Raw genomic sequence first — 18,369 nt, forward strand, 5'->3', positions numbered from 1 at the left:
CGGACTCACATGCACTTTGCTTCATCTCGGCCGCATGCACCTCATGCGGCCTGAAGCCCTGGATCGTCCCGCAAGGCGGCCTTTGCGAACTGCGTGATGAGATCGAGGGTGGGTCCCGGGGCCTCGCGATGGGGGGAATGCGCCGCGCCGGCAAAGACATTCAGGTCGACTGGGCTGTAACATTCCTCCTGCGCGATCTCGGCCTGGCGCAGCGTCCCATATTGATCATCTGCGCCCTGCACGATCATGACGGGCACGCGGATGTAGGCGAGGTATTCGGAGATATCCCAATCGCGGAATTTCGGATCGAGCCAGGCGCCGTTCCAGCCCTGGAAGGCATTGTCGACGTCCTTGTGCCAGCGGGCGAGCTTTGACCTGAGGTCCGTGGTCTCGAACGTCGTCTTGATCGCGGCGATGGATTTGATCGAGATGTCCTCGACGATGAAATGTGGCGCGATCAGCACGAGGCCGTTGAGGCGATGATCCTGATGCGCCCCGGCATAGATGGTGGCGATCGAGGCACCATCGGAATGGCCGAGCAGAAGGCCGCGCTTGAACTGAATCGCATCGAGCAGCTTCGGCAGCGCGTCCAGGGCCTCGCGATGCATGTAGTCGAGCGGGCGCGGCAGCGCGACCGGGCTGGACTGGCCGTAGCCTGCGCGCGAATAGGCAAAGATGCCCGCGCCCGTGGCCTGCTGCAGCTTGTCCGGGAAATCACCCCAGAGGCCGACGGAGCCGAGGCCTTCATGCAGCATCACGATGGTGGGCGCGTCGGCCGATTGCGGCGCGAGCCATTTGTATTCGAGGCTGGCGCCGCCGATGTCGAGGAAGCCGGTGGGGGTGAGTTTGGTCATGGTCGAATTCCCATTCCTAGCCAAATGCCGAGATGCTCACCCACCCTGGAGGGGGAGGGTCGATTCACAGCGAGCGCAGCGAGATGTGAAGCGAGATGGGGTGACAGCCTCTCCGCAGATGCAGTGCCCGTGTGGAGAGATCACCCCACCCCGTCACGCGTCTCCCTACGCTCGATCGCGTGCCGACCCTCCCCCTCCAGGGGAGGGTAAGCAAGCGCCACACGCTCAATGCGCCCCTTCCCGCAGCTTGAACCGCTGGATCTTGCCGGTCGCCGTTTTCGGCAGCGAGTCCACCACGTCGATCCAGCGCGGATATTTCCAGGGGCCGATCTTCTGCTTGACGTGCTCCTTGAGCATCTCCTGCAAATCCGTCGTCTTGGCGCCGGGACGCAGCACGACGAAGGCCTTGGGCTTCAAGAGTCCTTCCGGATCGGCCTCGGGCACGACAGCAGCTTCCAGCACCGCCGGATGCGTGATCAGCGCACTCTCCACTTCGAACGGCGAGACCCAGATGCCTGAGACCTTGAACATGTCGTCGGCGCGGCCGCAGAAGGTGTAGCGGCCATCCGCGTCACGGACATATTTGTCGCCGGTGCGGGTCCACGGTCCCTCGAAGGTTCGGCGGCTCTTGTGACGCTGGTTCCAGTAGCCTTCGCCGGCCGAGGGCGCATCGACCAGGAGCTCGCCGACTTCGCCGTCGGCAACATCCTGCCCGGCTTCGTTGACGAGCCGCACCGCATAGCCTGGCACCGGCTTGCCGGACGAGCCGTATTTGATGTCGCCGGGCGCGTTCGAAAGAAAAATGTGCAACAGCTCGGTCGAGCCGACGCCGTCGAGGATGTCGACGTTAAAGCGCGCCTTCCAGCTGTTGCCGACCGATTCCGGCAGCGCCTCGCCCGCGGAGGTGCAGATGCGCAACGCCTTGCCGCCGCGCTCGCTCTTCATCGTCTCGTCATTGAGCATCGCCGCGAACAGCGTCGGCACGCCGTAGAAGATCGAGGGATCGTAGCGGTTCATCAGGTCGAACATGCGCGCCGGGGTCGGCCGCTCGCTGTTGAGGATCACGCTGGCGCCGACCGACATCGGAAAGGTCAGCGCATTGCCGAGGCCATAGGCGAAGAACAATTTCGCCGCGGAGAGACACACATCGCTCTCGCGAATGCCGAGCACCTGTTTTGCGTAGGTGTCGGCGGTCGCCTGCAAATTGGAATGGATGTGGCGCACGCCCTTGGGCATGCCCGTTGACCCCGACGAATACAGCCAGAACGCCGGCTCGTCCGGATGCGTCGCGGCGGTGGTGAACTGGTCGCTCTCGGCGGCCAGCTCTTCGGCAAGCTGCTTGTGGCCGTTCTGCTTGGCGCCGGAGACCACGACATGCTCGAGATCAGGCATGCGGCCGACGACGTCCTTGATGACGGGGTAGAGCGCTTCGGACACGAACAGCACGCGCGCGCGGCAATCGGCGAGGATGTAGGCGTATTGGTCCGCGGTCAGCAGCGTGTTGAGCGGCACCGGCACGATGCCGGCGCGGATCGCGCCCAGGAACACGATCGGAAAATCGACCGTATCGAGCATGATCATCGCCACGCGCTCCTCGCGGCGGACGCCGAGCCGGCGCAGCATGTTGGCGGCGCGCCGGGTCTGTTGCTGGAGCTCGCCATAGGTGAGCCGCGAGACGGTGTCATCGAAGGCCAGCTTGCTGCCCCTGCCCTCCTCGACGTTACGGTCGAGCAGCCAGGTCACCGCGTTGTAGGATCCCTCGCTCACGGACATCTCTCCCGAATTTAGAATTATAATTCATAGAAAGACACCACGGCGGCTTGCTGTCAATGCCAGCAGGCACTATGTTTCATTAAAACGCGCCGCAGGACACCTGTAAAGAAGGCTCATGACCGAAAGTCCCGACGCCGAATCCCGCTTCCTCGAACAGCTCGGCCAGCGTGTGCGCACCATGCGCGCGCTGCGCGGCATGTCGCGCAAAGTGCTCGCCAAGGTATCGGGAATCTCGGAGCGCTACATCGCGCAGCTCGAAAGCGGCAAGGGCAATGTCTCGATCGTGCTGCTGCGCCGCGTCTCCGACGCGATGGGCGCGCACCTCGAAGACCTGCTGCCAAGCGCCGATCCGACGCCGGACTGGCAGATGTTTCGCGACCTCTTGCGCAAGGCGACCCCCAGCCAGATCGCGCAAGCAAAAGATCTGCTCACTGGGGCCAGCGCCTCCGCGCCGCGGCGCGCGCCATTCTGCGGCATCGCGCTGATCGGCCTGCGCGGCGCCGGCAAGTCGACGCTTGGGCGGATGCTGGCGAAGAAGATCGGCTGGAGCTTTGTCGAGCTCAACAAGGAGGTCGAGCAGCAGAACGGGCTCTCGGTCGCCGAGATCATCGCGCTCTACGGCCAGGAAGGCTTTCGCCGCATGGAGCAGGCGGCGCTGCAACAGCTGCTGGCGCGCAACGAGCTGATGGTGCTGGCAACCGGCGGCGGCATCGTCTCCGAGCCCCTGACCTTCGACAAGGTCCTGAGCTCGTTCTACACGATCTGGCTGAAGGCCGAGCCCGAGGAGCACATGGCGCGCGTGCGCCGCCAGGGCGATCTGCGCCCGATGGCGGATGATCGCTCGGCGATGACGGAGCTGCGCAACATCCTGCTGAGCCGCGAGCCGCTGTATTCGCGCGCGACCGCGGTGGTGGATACGGCGGGGCTGTCGGTCGACGCCGCCGCCGCGCGCCTGATCGATGCGGTGCGCCCGGTGCTGCAGAACGAGGCCCGCAGCTTCGGCCTACGCAGCGTGGCGCTGTAGAGAATGACCGACACCACCACCGTAATCTCCATGTTCGAGCGGATCGGCGGCCGCGCCACGATCGACGCCCTGGTCGACCGCTTCTACGACCGCATGGACTCGCTGCCGGAGGCGAAGATCATCCGCGCCATGCATGCGGACGACCTCGGCCTGATCAGGGACGTGCTGAAGCGCTACCTCACCGAATGGACCGGCGGCCCGCGGCTCTATACGCCCGAGAAAGGCCATCCGCGGCTGCGCCAGCGCCATTTCGGCTTTTCCATTGGAGACGCCGAGCGCGACGCGTGGATGCTGTGCATGCGCGGCGCGATGGAGCAGACGATCACCGATGCCATCGCACGGCAGGATCTCGACAAGGCACTGTCGAGCCTTGCGGATTGGATGCGCAACCGGCCGTGACAGGGCCGCCTTTGGCGCAGTCCGACGGCGTATCACGTACCCTGCACCGGGTCATTTGAGTTCCGCCGCGATCGCCTGCTAAGCTCCAGACATGACCGAGATCCTCCGTGACACCGTGCGCGCGGACGCGAGCACACGTGAGATGGCAGGCGTGCTCTACAAGGAGGTGGAGCGCGAGGCGGACGAAAGGTAGCGTGCGATGGACGCGCCTCCCGATGTCGTTCGTCGACCGCCCTCGCCGCGCCTTGCGCGCCTGGTCTCCAGCATTTCGTTCTACCGCGAGCGCGGCATCGGCCTGGCCGCCTTCCGGCACGCCGCGCCGCTTACACTGCCTCTGCTGGTGAATTTGGGAACGCCCTTCCGTATTGCACTCGGACACCAACCGGACACCGCCGATGCGCGGCCGAGTTTCGCGGCGGGTCTGTTTCCCGGACCGGTCGTTATCGAATCCGACGGACACGCCGAATGCGTTCAGGTCGATTTCACGCCGCTCGGGGCGTATCGTTTCTTCGGAGGAGCCGTGCCCGATCTGACCGCACGGATCGTCGGACTCGACGACATTTGGGGGCGGCACGGTAGCGACCTCCGCGCGAGGGTGGCCGAGGCGGCCGGCTGGCAGCGACGATTCGAGATCGTGGAAGACTTCGTGCTTCGCCACGCCGTGCATGAGCCCTCGCCTGAGATCGCTTTCGCGTTGCAGACGCTCTGGCGAGGCGCGGGCGCGGTCAGAATCGCCGACATTGCCTCCGACATCGGCTGGAGCCGCAAGCATCTCACGCGCCGCTTCCACCACGAGATCGGCGTTCCGCCAAAGACGCTGGCCCAGATGCTGCGCTTTCATCGAGCTTGCATCCTGGCCCGGACGGACGGCGCAGGCGGCTGGGCGGCCATTGCCGCGGAGGCCGGCTATGCCGACCAGGCACATCTTGCGCGCGATTTCCGCATCTTCAGCGGAGAGACACCGACCGGATGGGCCGCGCGGCTCGATGTCATCGATCCACGACTGATGCGCGACGGCGGAGGCTAGCGCCACGCGGGGCGAGACACGGGCAGGTCCCATTTGTTCAAGCCGGCTGGCTTGATCCGGACTAGGGTCGGTTTCGCAACAGACAAGGACTTGCACCGGACTTGGAACGAGCTTGGAGAGTGTCATGAACCCGCCGAACGTTTATGAAGCGCCGCGCCTCTTCCACACCATGCGCTGCAAGGATACGGAGGCGATGATCGCCTGGCTGAAGAACGTTCTCGGCTTCACCGAACGCGTGGTGTACCGCAAGGAGGGCACGGTCGTTCACGCCGAGCTGGCGTTCGGATCGTCGATCCTCATGCTGGGCGCGCATCGCGACGACGCCTACGGCAGACAGGTTGGCGACATCGGCGGCCGGCGGACGGATGCCGTCTATCTCGCTGTTGATGAGCCCGACGCGCTCTATCAAAAGATCAAGGCCGCCGGGGCGCAGATCGAGATGGAGCCCTACACGACCGATTATGGCAGCCGCGATTTCGCCGCGCGCGATCCGGAGGGCGGGCTCTGGAGCTTTGGCACCTATTGGCCCAAAGTCGGCGAGCAGCCGCTTCCCGGCTAGCGGGCGCTCGCGTCGGACAACGCTCGGGCGCCGCTTGAGCCAGCCGCATCCGCGCCGAGAATGCGCGCTGGCCGACCGTTTCCCCGCTAGATCGACCAGTAATTCGGATGCGGGTAGGGCCGCGAGCGGTCGCCCCAGTCGAACGCGTCGCCATCGAACTCGCACGGGCCGCTGCTGAGTTCGTCCAGCGTCTGCTCGATCTGGAACGCCTGCCGTGCCGGATCGTATTTCAGCGCGCTCCACTGCAGCGGATAATGGTGACGTGTACCGAGCAGCCCGCCGGTCTTGATCACGGCATAGGCGACCGTTCCGCTCATCTTGTCGAGCATCAGTCGCTCGATCGTGCCGAGCTTCGTGCCGTCGCGTCCGTAGACGGCGACGTGCTCCACGCGATCACTGGGAACCATGGTGTGTTGCATGGCGTGCTCCCTGGTCTTGTGTGGAGCGCATTATAGCTGAGTAGGGTGGGTTAGCGAAGCGTAACCCACCTCTTTAGTTTCCGCGTGGACGGAAGTGGTGGGTTACGCCTTCGGCTAACCCACCCTACACGCTTACAGCAACTGCGAACGCACCGCCTCCGCACCGTCCCGCAACAGCGGCAGGAAGCGGTCGATCAGCTCCTGCGCCGGCACGCGGTCGACATGCGCGCCCATGTTGATGGCGGCGACGATCACGCCGTCGTAGCGGCGGACGGGGACCGAGATCGAGCGGAAATGCGGCTCGGCCTCGCGGTCGACCAGCGAATAGCCCTGGGACCGGTCGGCAGCGATGCGCGCGAGCAGCGCCTTCGGATCGGTCACCGTCTGCGGCGTCAGCGCCTCCCGTTTCATCGTCTTCAGCCGGGCAGCGAGATCGGCGTCGTCGAGCTGGCCGAGCATGGCGCGGCCGACCGAGGTGCAGAAGGACGGCAGGCGGTAGCCGATCTCGAGGCCGCCGGAGAACATGCGCGCCGGACTGCTGCGGGCGATGAACACGACCTCGTCGCGGTCGAGCACGGCCAGCGAGGAGATTTCATTCGCCGCCGTCGCAACGCGATCGAGCACCGGTTGCAGCACCGTGACGAGCTGGTTGGATCGCAAATAGGACGCGGCCAGCGTCAGCACATGCGGCGTCAGCGAGAACAGTTTCCCATCGCCGCTGACGAAGCCGCCGCGCTGGAGCGTGAACAGCATGCGCCGCGCCGTCGCACGCGGCAGATCGGCAGCGCGGGCGAGATCGCTCAGCGTCATCGGGCCGGCATTTGTGCCGAAGCACTGCAGCAGGCGCAGCCCGCGGTCGAGGGCCTCGACGAAATCCGTTGCGCGCTCGTCAGTCTCAGTCCGCTTCAGCTTGGGCATGTCAGGGGAAAATCCTGCAAAATAGTACTTGCTGGCGCTCCAGCTCATGTCATAATTCGCCCATTCGTTCAATAGGCGAACAGAACGCTTCTCCAGAAAAGGACGCGACCGCCATGATGAGCCAGGAGCAGAACGACCTGATCACCCGCACCGGGCCGAAGGATCCGTGCGGGAAGCTGATGCGGAGCTACTGGCAGCCGGCGGCACTGGTGGACGAGCTGGAGGGTGCGCGGCCGATCCGTCCGGTGAAACTGCTCGGCGAGAACCTGGTGCTGTTCCGCGATGAGACCGGGCGCTATGGGCTGATCGACCGCCACTGCGCCCATCGCGGCGCCGACCTCGCCTTCGGACGGCTCGAGCATGGTGGCCTGCGCTGCGCCTTCCATGGCTGGCTGTTCGACGCCACCGGCCAGTGCATCGAGACGCCGGCCGAGCCGAAGGATTCCAAGCTTTGCCAGAACATCCGCCAGCGCTCCTACCCCGTCATCGAGAAGAGCGGCATCCTCTGGGCCTATCTCGGCGAGGGTGAGCCGCCGGCGTTCCCGGAGATCGATTGCTTCATTGCACCAAGCAGCCATACCTTCGCGTTCAAGGGCCACATGGCCTGCAACTGGCTGCAGGCGCTGGAGGTCGGCATCGATCCCGCCCACGCCTCCTATCTGCACCGCTTCTTCGAGGACGAGGACACCTCCACCGCCTACGGCAAGCAGTTTCGCGGCGCCTCCGCCGGCAGCGATCTGCCGATGACGAAGATCCTGCGCGAATACGACCGCCCGATCATCAATGTCGAGCACACCGAATATGGCCTGCGCCTGATCGCGCTGCGCGAGATCGACGAGGAGCGCACCCATGTGCGCGTCACCAACCAGCTGTTCCCGCACGGCTTCGTCATCCCCATGAGCACGGAGATGACGATCACGCAGTGGCACGTGCCTGTCGATGACGAGAACTGCTATTGGTACGCGATCTTCACGAGCTATTCGAACCCGGTCGAAAAGCAGAAGATGCGCGACCAGCGGCTCGAGCTCTACGAGCTGCCCGACTACAAATCGCGCAAGAACCGAGCTAACGATTACGGTTTCGATCCGCACGAGCAGCAGACCGCGACCTATACCGGCATGGGCAACGACATCAACGTCCACGACCAATGGGCGGTGGAATCGATGGGCGCGATCCAGGATCGTACCAAGGAGCATCTCGGACAGAGCGACAAGGCGATCGTGCAGTATCGCCGCCTGCTGCGGCAGGAGATCGAGAAGGTCTCCGGCGGCGAGAGGCCGATGCTGTTTCTGGACGCGGCCAACGCGCGCAGCATTCAGGGGCCAGCGACGATGGACGGCATCGGACCGACGCGGGGCTGGGAGACCTATTGGATGGAAGTCGACGTCAAGCGCCGCCGCGGCGCGCCATGGACCGCGCCGGTGCCGAAGGAGATCGCGGACAACGTGCACCGGCTGACGGCGGCGGAGTGACGTCTATCCTCGTCATTGCGAGCGAAGCGAAGCAATCCAGTCTGTCACCGCGGATGCATTTCTGGATTGCTTCGTCGCAAGAGCTCCTCGCAATGACGGAGAATGTGGCGCATGCTTCGCGCCTCACGACTGGAGGAGTAGCAAAGTGACTTTCGTCGCGCGACATGCGCTGTGGTCGGATGAGCAGAGGGACGCAGCCCAGCGCATGCGCCGCATCGCCGAGGAGAAGAACCTCGAGGTCATCCGCCTCGCCTTCCCCGACCAGCACGGCATCCTGCGCGGCAAGACCATCGTCGCATCCGAGGCGATCGCCTCGCTGGAGAGCGGCTGCTCCATCACCACCACCATGCTGGCCAAGGATACCTCGCATCGCACGGTATTCCCCGTGTTCACGGCAGGCGGCGGCTTCGGCATGAAGGAGATGGAGGGCGCGGCCGACGTGCTGATGGTGCCTGATCCCACCACGTTTCGCGTGCTGCCGTGGGCGCCCACCACGGGCTGGGTGCTGTGCGACCTTTATTTCAACGACGGCCGTCCCGTGCCTTTCGCGACGCGCGGGCTCTACAAGCGCGTCCTCGGCGAGCTCGGCACGCGCGGCCACGATTTCGTGGCGGGGCTCGAAGTGGAATTCCACATCTTCAGGCTCGACGATCCGCATATGCGCGCGGAAGACGCAGGCCAGCCCGGCACGCCGCCGTCGGTCAGCCTGCTCAGCCACGGCTACCAATATCTCACCGAGCAACGCTTCGATCAGATGGAGCCGGTGCTGGAGATCCTGCGCCGCGACATCGTCGCGCTGGGGCTGCCGTTGCGCTCGGTCGAGGTCGAGTTCGGCCCCAGCCAGTGCGAATTCACGTTCCAGCCGAAGAAGGGCCTGGAGCCCGCCGACAACATGGTGCTGTTCCGCAGCGCGGTGAAGCAGATCGCGCGCCGCCATGGCTATCACGCCACCTTCATGTGCCGGCCGAAGCTGCCGAACGTGTTCGCGAGCGGCTGGCACCTGCATCAGTCGATCGTCTCGCGCGCGAGCGGCGACAATCTGTTCATGGCCCAGGAAGCGGCGACGGATGGCGGCGAGCCGCTCAGCGCGTTCGGCAAATCCTACCTCGCCGGCCTGCTCGATCACGCCCGCGCCTCGACATTGTTCACCACGCCCACCATCAACGGCTACAAGCGCTATCGCTCCTATTCGCTGGCGCCCGACCGTGCGATCTGGGGCCGCGACAATCGCGGCGTGATGATCCGCGTGCTCGGCGGCGCCGGTGATGCCTCAACGCGCCTGGAGAACCGCATCGGTGAGCCCGCGGCCAATCCCTATCTCTACATGGCCTCGCAGATTCTCTCCGGCCTCGACGGCGTCGATCGCAAGCTCGATCCCGGCCCCTCGGCCGACACGCCCTACGAGACCAAGGCGCCGCCATTGCCGAAAAGCTTGCGCGATGCGGTCTCAGCGCTCAAGGACGACCCGTTCTTCCGCGAGAAGCTCGGGGCGGAGTTCGTCGACTACTACACCCACATCAAGAACGCCGAGATCGACCGCTTCCTGTCGGAAGTGACCGACTGGGAGCATCGCGAATATTTCGAGGTGTTTTGAGCAGGTCGGGCTCGCCGGCGCCGGCGCCTCACTTCAGCCGAATCGTGTCGACCCGACGGCACTGGACGCAAAAATAAACGTGCTCCGCAGGCAGTGTGACTATTCCAGGTAGTGTCGCCAGGAACTTCATCGGGCGCCTGCATTTTGAGCAGATGAGGATCGGCGGATCGTCTTCGCGATCGGAACTCATACAATAACCGGGTCTGAAGGCCGCCCGCACGATACTGCCGCGCCGCGCACGCTTCATCTCGGGACAACTACCGGCCTCTATCGGAATCCGGTCCGGCCTTGATCGGCACGCTGCTTCACGCCGGCGTGAGGCGGCTTCTTCCGGAATGTTCCGACGACATCGCGCCGGCCCCGGACGAAGCCATTTTCCTCATCCGGCGAAAAACGCCGGAAAGGCAGGCGGCGTACAACGCCTTCCAATGATCAACAACGGAGTTCGGTCATGTGGAGTCAGCTTTTCAGCCTGATCTATCGCCTGTCCTGCCGGACCACCCTGGTCGAGATCGGCGTGCACCGCCTCGCGCGTTGAGCCGCACGGGAATTAGGTAAGATCGATTGACCAGATGACGGGGATTTCCATGCGCAAGCTGATCCTGATCGCTGCGATGTCGCTGCTCGCAAGCCAAGCCCACGCCGGAGGCTCGCGGAGCCTCAGCCTGGCGGCGGCCAATCCGAACCAGCCGGCCACCGAGCAGCCGGCCGCCACGCCGCCGCAGGCGACGCAAGCCTCACCGGCAAACGTCCAGACGCCGGCCGCGCCCGCCGCGACGACACCGACAGCCGCAGCTCCGGCGCAATCAACCACCACGCCGGCGGCAAAGACGACCGAAACGCCAAAGCCGAAACGCCGGCAGCCGTCCGTCGAAGCCCGCGTGATCCGCGAACTGCACCGCCACGGGATCTATTGGTAATCGTCCGGCCGCATCCGCCCGGCAGCTACGCTCACCAGCGATAGCCAAGCGTGGCGATGACGGTCAGCGGCGCACCGCGGTAGCAATAACCGACCTGACAGGTCGTGTAGTGCACATTGAATAGGTTCTTGGCGTTGACCTGGAACTGAAGCCCTTTCAGCTCCTTCGCCGCCTGGCCGAAATCGTATTTCAGCGCCGCGTCGACCAGCGTCACCGAGCTGTTCCTGAACGTGTTCAGATCATCGCCATAGCTCCAGGACATGTAGCGCGCGCCGGCACCGACGCTCAGGCCCGCGAAGGGGCCAGCCAGCGGCAGGGCATAATTCCCCCACAGTGTCACGGTGTGCGGAGGATTGCCGGACGGAAACTTGCCGACCAGCGCGCTGTCGCCGGCCTGCTTGGTGACCATGTCGAGATAGGTGTAGGACGAGGTGATATCGAAACCGTTGCCGAGGCTTGCAAGCCCCTGCAATTCGAAGCCGCGGCTTTGAATCTCGCCGCGCTGGATCGTCACGCCCGCGCCCGTCGTCACCAGGCCGCCATCCTGGGTCAGGTCGAACAGCGCGGCGGTGATGAAGCTCCGCGTCCCCAGCGGCTGATACTTCACGCCGATCTCGGTCTGCTTGCCGGTGGTCGGCTTGAAGAAGGCGCCCGACGGATCGACGCCGAGATTGGGAAAGAACGACGTCGAATAGGCGACGTAGGGCGCCACACCGGAATCGAACACATAGGTCAGTCCTGCCCGCCCGCTATAGGCCTGATCGGACTGCGCCTGTCTCGTCAGCGCGAACAGGTCCTCGCTCGTGGTGCGGACCCAGTCGCTGCGGCCGCTGAGCGTCAGGATCCAGTGGTCGAGCTTGGCCTGATCCTGAATGTAGATGCCGGACTGGGTTTGCCGCTGCGCCGTGGAGGACGAGATCGCGGGATCCGGAATCGATTCCGGCGCATAGACCGGCGCAGCCAGATTGAGATCGGACACGCCGAAGCCGAACCCCTGCTTGTCGGTGAACCTCGACGACGTATAGTCGGTGCCGACCAGGAGCGTGTGCTGCACGGGGCCAGTGGAGAGCCTTGCCTCGACCTGGTTGTCCATGATGGCCGATTGCAGCGTGTCGTGGACGTAGCCGGTATAACGCGACACGACATTGCCGACGGGAACACCGAGAAAGCCGACGTAGCGCGTAACCGCGTCGAGATCGACGTAGCGGAATTTCTGGCGAACGGTCACGGCGTTGTTGAACGCGTGCTCGAACAGATAGCCGACCCGCCCCTGCTCCTGCTCGAGCGAATTGTAAGACGGGCTGCCCGTGAAGATATCCGTGGTGGTGCCGGTCCCCGCCGAATAAGTGAACATCGAGCCCGGCGTCTTCGATCTCTGATAGGCGCCGAGAAGCGTGAGGGTTGTCGATTGATCCGGTCGCCAGGTGACGGCGGGAGCGACATAGGTGCGATTGTCCTTGCCTCCCGGCACGAACACGTCGGCGTCGCGCACCACGCCGGTCAGCCGATAAGAAAATTGGCCGTTGGGATCGATCGGCCCCGAGACATCGAAATTGCCCTGGACGCGATCGCGGTCGCCGAACAGCGTCTGCACCTCGTGGAACGGCTGGCTGGTCGGCAGCTTGCTTTGCAGATCGATCAGTCCGCCTGGCGAGCCGAGGCCATAGAGCGCCGAACTCGGGCCGCGGACCACGGTGATGCTGTCGACGCCATAAGGCTCCGTCTTGAACACGCCAAGGCCGGCGCCGACGAGACGCAGGCCGTCAAGATAGATGCCGTTATAGGTGATGTCGAAGCCCCGGATCGAGATGGCGTCGAAGCGCGGATCGTAGCCTGAGGCATCGATGCGCACGCCCGGCTCATAGCCGACTGCTTCCGTCAGCGTCTGCACGGCGCGGTCGTTGAGCTCCTTGCGCGTCACGACCGAGATCGACTGCGGCGTCTCCAGCAGGGGCGTGTTCGTCTTGGTGCCTGCGGAGCTGCTGTTCGCGACGTAGCTGTTCTCGCTCGACGTCGTGGCGCGACTGCCACCTGCCTCGCGCGCATCCCGGCTTCCGGCTTGCCTGGAGGCGGCATCGCGTTGCGCCGCGACACGGCCGCGCTGCGATGGTGAATTGCGCTGGGTAGACGGGGCGCGCGGACGCACCTGGCTCGGCGCCTCCACGGTGACGGGCGGCAATGTCGCGGCCGTTGATCCCGAATTGGTCCCGGAGACCTGTGCAAGGGTCGGCGTCGACTGCAAAACCGCGCCCAGACCGGCCACACCCAGACCAGCCTTCATCACCCGTTCCCAACGGAACGTTTGCCCGTCGCCACGCCTCATCGTCTTCCCCAAGCTCCGTCTTTGGACAACCCGGGAGTAACCAGATCGAGGCGCACGCCGCCTTTGCGACCGCGCAAATCGCCTTTGATTCCACGTGGAAGCTTTCAAGACTGAGGCCTGAGGCCGCGCATCGCGTGCTGCTGTTACTGGCAGCGGCTCGGCGAATGACCGAAGCGCCTGCGAAAGGCCGTCGCGAAGTTCGCCGGATGGGTATAGCCGACCCGATAGGCCGCCTCGGTGACCGACAAGCGCTGGTGAATCAGAAGGGCTCGTGCGGTATCGAGCCGGCGGGCCCTCAGATAATCGATGGCGCTCTCGCCATAGGCGATCTGGAATTTCTGATTGAAAGATCGCCGGCTCAGGCCTGCGTTGCGCGCCAGCTCGTCGATGCTCCAGGGATAGGCAAGGTCGGCGTCCATCCGCTCCTTGGCCGATTGCAGCCGCATGCGCTGGAGATCTGTCGCCGGATCAACCGCGATCCGGCCGCACTCACCGAACAAGACATGGACGACGATCTCGGCGGCATGCGCCGACAACAACAATCGCGCCGCGTTTCCGGCGACCGGCGGCGAGAACATTTCCGCCGCGACCGCCCGCACCCGCGCTGGTGCGGTCCGCGAGACGATGACCGCACCAGATCTCTCGTCCTTGAACAGCGCCCGAAACGCGGCGCCGAGTCCGAGCTGATCGATGGAAGCTTCGGGCAACGCGAGGCCGATGGCGGGCCGCTTCCCACACCGCACTGAGCGTTTCACGGCGAGGGACTCCCGCACAGCCATCACGCCCATCCGCCTCTCGCCGATTGAGCGCGTCAGAGTGCCGCGGCCAGTGTCGGCTTCATCGAACGCTACCGAGATGAACAGGCCCGGCGCCGCGATTGCAGGCCCCTCGGCGTCTGCTCGAAACTCACCTTTGACGAACACACAGCCCGGATAATCCAGCCATTGGGCGGCCCCTCGCTGTGCGGAACCGATGTCGTCCTGAGGCAACCCGACAATTTGCTCGTAAAAGTCCCGCATCGAATCCACAACGCCGCGCCTTCTTTGACGGCTGACGGCGGCGCGCTCAAGAGCTCAGCGCGCAGTTTGGAGGATTTCGAAATTGGATTTGCTCGAAGGAAGCTTGCGTTGCGCCGGGAAGGCAACGAACGCGTCAGATTCCCAGATATTTGTGCTGCAAGTCCGGCGCGGCCATCAGCTCGTCGGAGGTGCCGCTCCACACCGTCTTGCCGCGCTCGATGATGTAGTGGCGATCGCAGATGCGGGCGAGATGATCGACGTTCTTGTCGACGACCAGGATCGACTGGCCCCGGCTCTTGAGCAACGACAGGCAGTTCCAGATTTCTTCGCGGATCAGCGGCGCGAGGCCCTCGGTCGCCTCGTCCAGGATCAGGAGTTTGGGATTCGTCATCAGCGCGCGGCCGATTGCGAGCATCTGCTGCTCGCCGCCGGAGAGCTGGTTGCCCATGTTGGACGCACGCTCGGCCAGGCGCGGGAACAGCACGTAGATGGCCGCGAGCGTCCAGGGATTATCGCTGTTGAAGCGATCGGCCGCAGCCGCGACCAGGTTTTCGCGTACGGTGAGGTTCGGGAAGATCTGGCGTCCCTCGGGAACGAGGCCGACGCCCAGCTTGGCGATTCTGTAGGACGGAAGCTGCCGCACCTCAGCGCCCGCGAAACGGATTGCGCCTGCGCGTGCCGGCGTCAGGCCCATGATGGAGCGGATGGTGGTGGTCTTGCCCATGCCGTTGCGGCCCATCAGCGAGACCATCTCGCCCGGCTTGATCGACAGCGACAGGCCGAACAGCACCTGGGACAGGCCGTAACAGGTCTCGATGCCGTCGACGTCGAGCAGCGTGTCAGCCATGATGCGTCACCACGTGCTGATCGCCGAGATAGGCGCGCTTGACGTCTTCGTTGGCCCGGATCGCGGCCGGATCGCCAGAGGCGATGACGCGGCCATAGACCAGCACCGAGATGCGGTCGGCGAGCGCGAACACCGCCGGCATGTCATGCTCGACCAGCACGATCGAGACCTCCTTCCGCAGCTCCTGGAGCAGCTTCACCATGCGCTGGGATTCGGTGACACCGAGGCCGGCCATCGGCTCGTCCAGCAGCAGCAGCTTCGGCTTGCTGGCGAGCGCAACGGCAAGCTCGAGCTCGCGACGCTCGCCATGGCTGAGCCTGTTCACCACGACATCGGCCCGATGGCCGAGACCGACGCGGTCGAGCGCGGCGTGTGCGGCATCGCGCAAGGGTCGCTCCTTGCGCGCGTTGGCGAAGAAGCGAAACGAGGTGCCGGCATGCGCCTGCGCCGCCAGCGCGACGTTGTCGGCGGCGGTGAAGTCGAGCAGCAGCGAGGTGATCTGGAACGAACGCGCAAGACCGAGCGCGCAGCGGCGATAGGCCGGCAAGTCGGTAATGTCCCGCCCCGCCAGCCAGACGCTGCCGGAATGCGGCGCGAGATGTCCGGTGAGCTGGCTGATCAGCGTGGTCTTGCCGGCGCCGTTCGGGCCGATGATGGCGTGCAACTCGCCGGATGCGACGTCGAGCGAGACGTTGTCGGTCGCGATGATGCCGCCGAAGCGGCGCACCAGCTTTTCGACGCGGAGCAAGGGTTCAGCCACGGCCAGCCCTCCCGAGCACGCCCATGATGCCGCCGCGGCCGAACAGCACGATGAGCAGCAGCAGCGGCCCCATGATCAGCGCCCAATATTCGGTGATCTGCGACAGGAACTCCTCCAGCAGCAGGAACACCACCGCACCCATGATCGGGCCGAACAACGTGCCCATACCGCCGAGGATCACCATCACCATGAGGTCGCCGGAGCGGGTCCAGTACATCACGGCCGGGCTGACGAAATCGGTGTTGTTGGCGAGCAGCGCGCCGGCCAAGCCACACATGGTACCCGATATGACGAAGCAGACCAGCTTGTAGCGCTTGGCCGGGAAGCCGATCGCCTGCATGCGCTGCTCGTTGGAGCGCAGGCCCTGCACCACGAGACCGAAGCGCGAATTGACGATGCGCCAGATCAGGAAGACGACGCCGAACAGGCAGGCGAGGCAGAGATAGTAGAACTGCACGCGATTGCCGAGATTGATGAGGCCGGAGAAGTCGCTGCGATTGTAGATCGTGAGGCCGTCGTCGCCGCCGTAACGCGCCAGCCCCGAGGCGACGTAATAGGCCATCTGCGCGAAGGCCAGCGTAATCATGATGAAGTAGACGCCGCGGGTGCGAAGCGAGAGCGCGCCGATCACGAGCGCATAGATCGCGGACGCGGCGAGCGCGACCGGAAACTGGATGAAGCCGGAACCTAAGCCTTCCTGCGCGAGCATGCCGACGGCGTAGCCGCCGATACCGAGATAGGCGGCATGGCCGAAGCTCATCATGCCGCCAAACCCCATGATCAGGTTGAGGCTCGCGGCCGCCAGCGCCAGGATGATGATGCGGGTGAACAGCGTCAGGATGAAGATGTTGCCGGACAGCTGCGAATAGAGCGGCAGCAGCACGAGGCCCGCCAGCATCAGGGCCGTGACGGCCTTGCTCACGCTCAAACCCTTCATCGACGGTTGGCCGGAAACAGCCCCTCCGGCCGCACCACCAGCACGATCGCCATCAGGAGATAGATCAGCATGGAGGACAGCGCGGGTGCGGCGGTGGACGCGGCGGCGCCGCTCAGCACCTGGCGGAGCAGGTTCGGCAGGAAGGCGCGGCCGAGCGTGTCGATCATGCCGACGAAGATCGCGGCGAGGAAGGCGCCGCGGATCGAGCCGATGCCGCCGATGACGATGATGACGAAGGCGAGGATCAGGATGTTCTCGCCCATGCCGATCTGCACGGTGAGGATCGGCGCCTGCATCAGGCCGGCGAGGCCCGCGAGCGCGGCGCCCAGGCCGAACACCAGCGTGTAGAGCAGCTTGATGTTGATGCCGAGCGCACCGATCATCTCGCGGTTGGAGGCGCCGGCGCGGATCAGCATGCCGATGCGGGTGCGCATCACGCCGAGATAGAGGAGGAGCGCGACCAGCAGCGCCACCGCGATGATGGCGAGCCGATAGGCGGGATAATGAATGCCGGGCAGGATCGGCACCGGCACCGTGAGCCAGGCCGGCAGCGGCAACGCCAGGCCCGCCGGGCCCCAGATCAGCCGCACGGCTTCATTGAAGAACAGGATCAGGCCGAAGGTCGCGAGCACGTGGTCGAGATGGTCGCGGCCGTAGAGGTGCCGCAGCGCCGTCACCTCCAGCACGATGCCGAGCACGAGCGTGGCCCCCAGCGCCATCAGCGCGCCGAGCAGGAAGCTGCCGGTCCACGCTGCGAAGGTCGCGGCGAAATAGGCGCCCATCATGTAGAGCGAGCCGTGCGCAAGGTTGACGAGATCCATGATCCCGAACACCAGCGTCAGGCCGGCGGCGAGCAGGAACAGCAGCAGGCCGAACTGCAGCCCATTCAAGAATTGTTCGACGACGAGCAGCATCAAGACTCTTTCAGGCGCGCGCAGCGTTGCGCCGATGTTCGAACACAGTCGCCATCAGTGAAAGAGCTCCCCCTGCCTCTTCAAGGCCGAAAAATGGGTAATGGCAGTATCGTTCCTAGGCAAGAGCGATTCGACACCAGACATGCACTTTGTTGCATCTCGGCACATGCGGATTGCACCCGGCAGCACGATCTAGAAAACATTTTAGGCTTAAAACAATTCGGAGCAATAGAGGATTTTAGGCATCCCGCGCTTCTTCGTGCAGCAAAGGGGCGCCGATATGCGCCTTGCAATGCAAAAAGGCTGCCGCCCGCCGTGAGGCAACCTGCCGCACTCAAATGACATCACCCTCTCACCGGCTGGCGATGAGAGGGTGCGATCATGTTGCGCCTAGTGCGACGTCATCTGCCGGGGGAGCTCCTCCGGCTCGGTGAGGACGCTGTTGGCCGTCGATGCCTCCAGGGCCGCCATCCGAAACAGATAGGCGAGCGTCGTCAATCCGGTGTCTTCCGCCATCTGCGCCAGCTCGAGCGCCATGTCGGACATGTAGCCGAGATCCTCGTCCCGGATTTGCGCCATGATCTGGCTGTCCCGCATCACGTTCGACATT

At 64.7% G+C, this 18,369-nt stretch carries 19 protein-coding genes; 8 read left to right on the plus strand and 11 right to left on the minus strand.

Annotated features, from left to right (window positions below; genetic code table 11):
- Nucleotides 1-41: 41 nt before the first annotated feature.
- Nucleotides 42-854, minus strand: a complete 813-nt coding sequence (locus ACNJYA_RS36970; RefSeq protein WP_439401711.1) for an alpha/beta fold hydrolase — start codon at nucleotides 852-854, stop codon at nucleotides 42-44.
- A gap of 225 nt (nucleotides 855-1,079) precedes the next feature.
- On the minus strand, nucleotides 1,080-2,621 hold the full coding sequence (locus ACNJYA_RS36975) for a benzoate-CoA ligase family protein (protein WP_439364859.1): 1,542 nt from the start codon (nucleotides 2,619-2,621) through the stop codon (nucleotides 1,080-1,082).
- 121 nt (nucleotides 2,622-2,742) lie between these two features.
- Between ACNJYA_RS36975 and ACNJYA_RS36980 the strand changes: the two genes are divergently transcribed.
- The 4 genes from ACNJYA_RS36980 to ACNJYA_RS36995 all read left to right on the plus strand — a co-directional run bounded on the left by ACNJYA_RS36980 (nucleotide 2,743) and on the right by ACNJYA_RS36995 (nucleotide 5,636).
- On the plus strand, nucleotides 2,743-3,651 hold the full coding sequence (locus ACNJYA_RS36980) for a helix-turn-helix transcriptional regulator (protein WP_439364860.1): 909 nt from the start codon (nucleotides 2,743-2,745) through the stop codon (nucleotides 3,649-3,651).
- A gap of 3 nt (nucleotides 3,652-3,654) precedes the next feature.
- Entirely contained in the window at nucleotides 3,655-4,050 is a 396-nt protein-coding gene (locus ACNJYA_RS36985) for a group II truncated hemoglobin (RefSeq protein WP_439401712.1), read from the plus strand.
- 199 nt (nucleotides 4,051-4,249) lie between these two features.
- Nucleotides 4,250-5,077: a helix-turn-helix domain-containing protein gene (locus ACNJYA_RS36990; protein ID WP_439401713.1), complete on the plus strand. Its 828-nt coding sequence runs from the start codon at nucleotides 4,250-4,252 to the stop codon at nucleotides 5,075-5,077.
- 124 nt (nucleotides 5,078-5,201) lie between these two features.
- The gene (locus tag ACNJYA_RS36995; protein WP_439401714.1) at nucleotides 5,202-5,636 is read left to right on the plus strand and encodes a VOC family protein; all 435 of its coding nucleotides are present in this window, start codon (nucleotides 5,202-5,204) and stop codon (nucleotides 5,634-5,636) included.
- An 86-nt stretch (nucleotides 5,637-5,722) separates the two neighbouring features.
- On the opposite strand, the gene ACNJYA_RS37000 is transcribed toward ACNJYA_RS36995, so the two are convergent.
- On the minus strand, nucleotides 5,723-6,055 hold the full coding sequence (locus ACNJYA_RS37000; protein WP_172786141.1) for a PRC-barrel domain-containing protein: 333 nt from the start codon (nucleotides 6,053-6,055) through the stop codon (nucleotides 5,723-5,725).
- 132 nt (nucleotides 6,056-6,187) lie between these two features.
- Nucleotides 6,188-6,973, minus strand: a complete 786-nt coding sequence (locus tag ACNJYA_RS37005; RefSeq protein WP_439401715.1) for an IclR family transcriptional regulator domain-containing protein — start codon at nucleotides 6,971-6,973, stop codon at nucleotides 6,188-6,190.
- Nucleotides 6,974-7,086: 113 nt separating this feature from the next.
- Between ACNJYA_RS37005 and ACNJYA_RS37010 the strand changes: the two genes are divergently transcribed.
- The 4 genes from ACNJYA_RS37010 (at nucleotide 7,087) to ACNJYA_RS37025 (ending at nucleotide 10,959) form a co-directional block, all read left to right on the plus strand.
- Nucleotides 7,087-8,445, plus strand: a complete 1,359-nt coding sequence (locus tag ACNJYA_RS37010) for an aromatic ring-hydroxylating dioxygenase subunit alpha (RefSeq protein WP_439401716.1) — start codon at nucleotides 7,087-7,089, stop codon at nucleotides 8,443-8,445.
- Nucleotides 8,446-8,590: 145 nt separating this feature from the next.
- Nucleotides 8,591-10,039, plus strand: coding sequence for a glutamine synthetase family protein (locus ACNJYA_RS37015; protein ID WP_212256027.1), 1,449 nt, complete (start codon nucleotides 8,591-8,593; stop codon nucleotides 10,037-10,039).
- Nucleotides 10,040-10,327: 288 nt separating this feature from the next.
- Nucleotides 10,328-10,471: a hypothetical protein gene (locus ACNJYA_RS37020; protein ID WP_439401717.1), complete on the plus strand. Its 144-nt coding sequence runs from the start codon at nucleotides 10,328-10,330 to the stop codon at nucleotides 10,469-10,471.
- 155 nt (nucleotides 10,472-10,626) lie between these two features.
- Nucleotides 10,627-10,959: a hypothetical protein gene (locus ACNJYA_RS37025; protein ID WP_172786231.1), complete on the plus strand. Its 333-nt coding sequence runs from the start codon at nucleotides 10,627-10,629 to the stop codon at nucleotides 10,957-10,959.
- A gap of 31 nt (nucleotides 10,960-10,990) precedes the next feature.
- Here ACNJYA_RS37025 and ACNJYA_RS37030 read toward each other — a convergent pair whose 3' ends face one another.
- The 7 genes from ACNJYA_RS37030 to ACNJYA_RS37060 all read right to left on the minus strand — a co-directional run bounded on the left by ACNJYA_RS37030 (nucleotide 10,991) and on the right by ACNJYA_RS37060 (nucleotide 18,368).
- Complete coding sequence (locus ACNJYA_RS37030) at nucleotides 10,991-13,240, minus strand: TonB-dependent siderophore receptor (RefSeq protein WP_439401718.1); 2,250 nt, start codon at nucleotides 13,238-13,240, stop codon at nucleotides 10,991-10,993.
- Nucleotides 13,241-13,425: 185 nt separating this feature from the next.
- Nucleotides 13,426-14,301 (minus strand): helix-turn-helix transcriptional regulator, encoded by an 876-nt coding sequence (locus ACNJYA_RS37035; protein ID WP_439403515.1) that lies wholly within the window; start codon nucleotides 14,299-14,301, stop codon nucleotides 13,426-13,428.
- A 133-nt stretch (nucleotides 14,302-14,434) separates the two neighbouring features.
- Entirely contained in the window at nucleotides 14,435-15,148 is a 714-nt protein-coding gene (locus ACNJYA_RS37040) for an ABC transporter ATP-binding protein (RefSeq protein ID WP_439401719.1), read from the minus strand.
- Entirely contained in the window at nucleotides 15,141-15,908 is a 768-nt protein-coding gene (locus ACNJYA_RS37045) for an ABC transporter ATP-binding protein (RefSeq protein WP_439401720.1), read from the minus strand. The genes ACNJYA_RS37040 and ACNJYA_RS37045 overlap by 8 nt, the downstream gene beginning before the upstream one ends.
- On the minus strand, nucleotides 15,901-16,845 hold the full coding sequence (locus ACNJYA_RS37050; protein WP_172786147.1) for a branched-chain amino acid ABC transporter permease: 945 nt from the start codon (nucleotides 16,843-16,845) through the stop codon (nucleotides 15,901-15,903). Before ACNJYA_RS37050 ends, ACNJYA_RS37045 begins: the two co-directional genes overlap by 8 nt.
- Nucleotides 16,842-17,759, minus strand: a complete 918-nt coding sequence (locus tag ACNJYA_RS37055; protein ID WP_018644491.1) for a branched-chain amino acid ABC transporter permease — start codon at nucleotides 17,757-17,759, stop codon at nucleotides 16,842-16,844. The genes ACNJYA_RS37050 and ACNJYA_RS37055 overlap by 4 nt, the downstream gene beginning before the upstream one ends.
- Before the next feature lie 390 nt (nucleotides 17,760-18,149).
- Nucleotides 18,150-18,368 (minus strand): hypothetical protein, encoded by a 219-nt coding sequence (locus tag ACNJYA_RS37060; protein ID WP_172786148.1) that lies wholly within the window; start codon nucleotides 18,366-18,368, stop codon nucleotides 18,150-18,152.
- Nucleotide 18,369 lies beyond the last annotated feature (1 nt).

Source organism: Bradyrhizobium sp. BLXBL-01, assembly GCF_051853025.1.
Classification (GTDB): domain Bacteria; phylum Pseudomonadota; class Alphaproteobacteria; order Rhizobiales; family Xanthobacteraceae; genus Bradyrhizobium.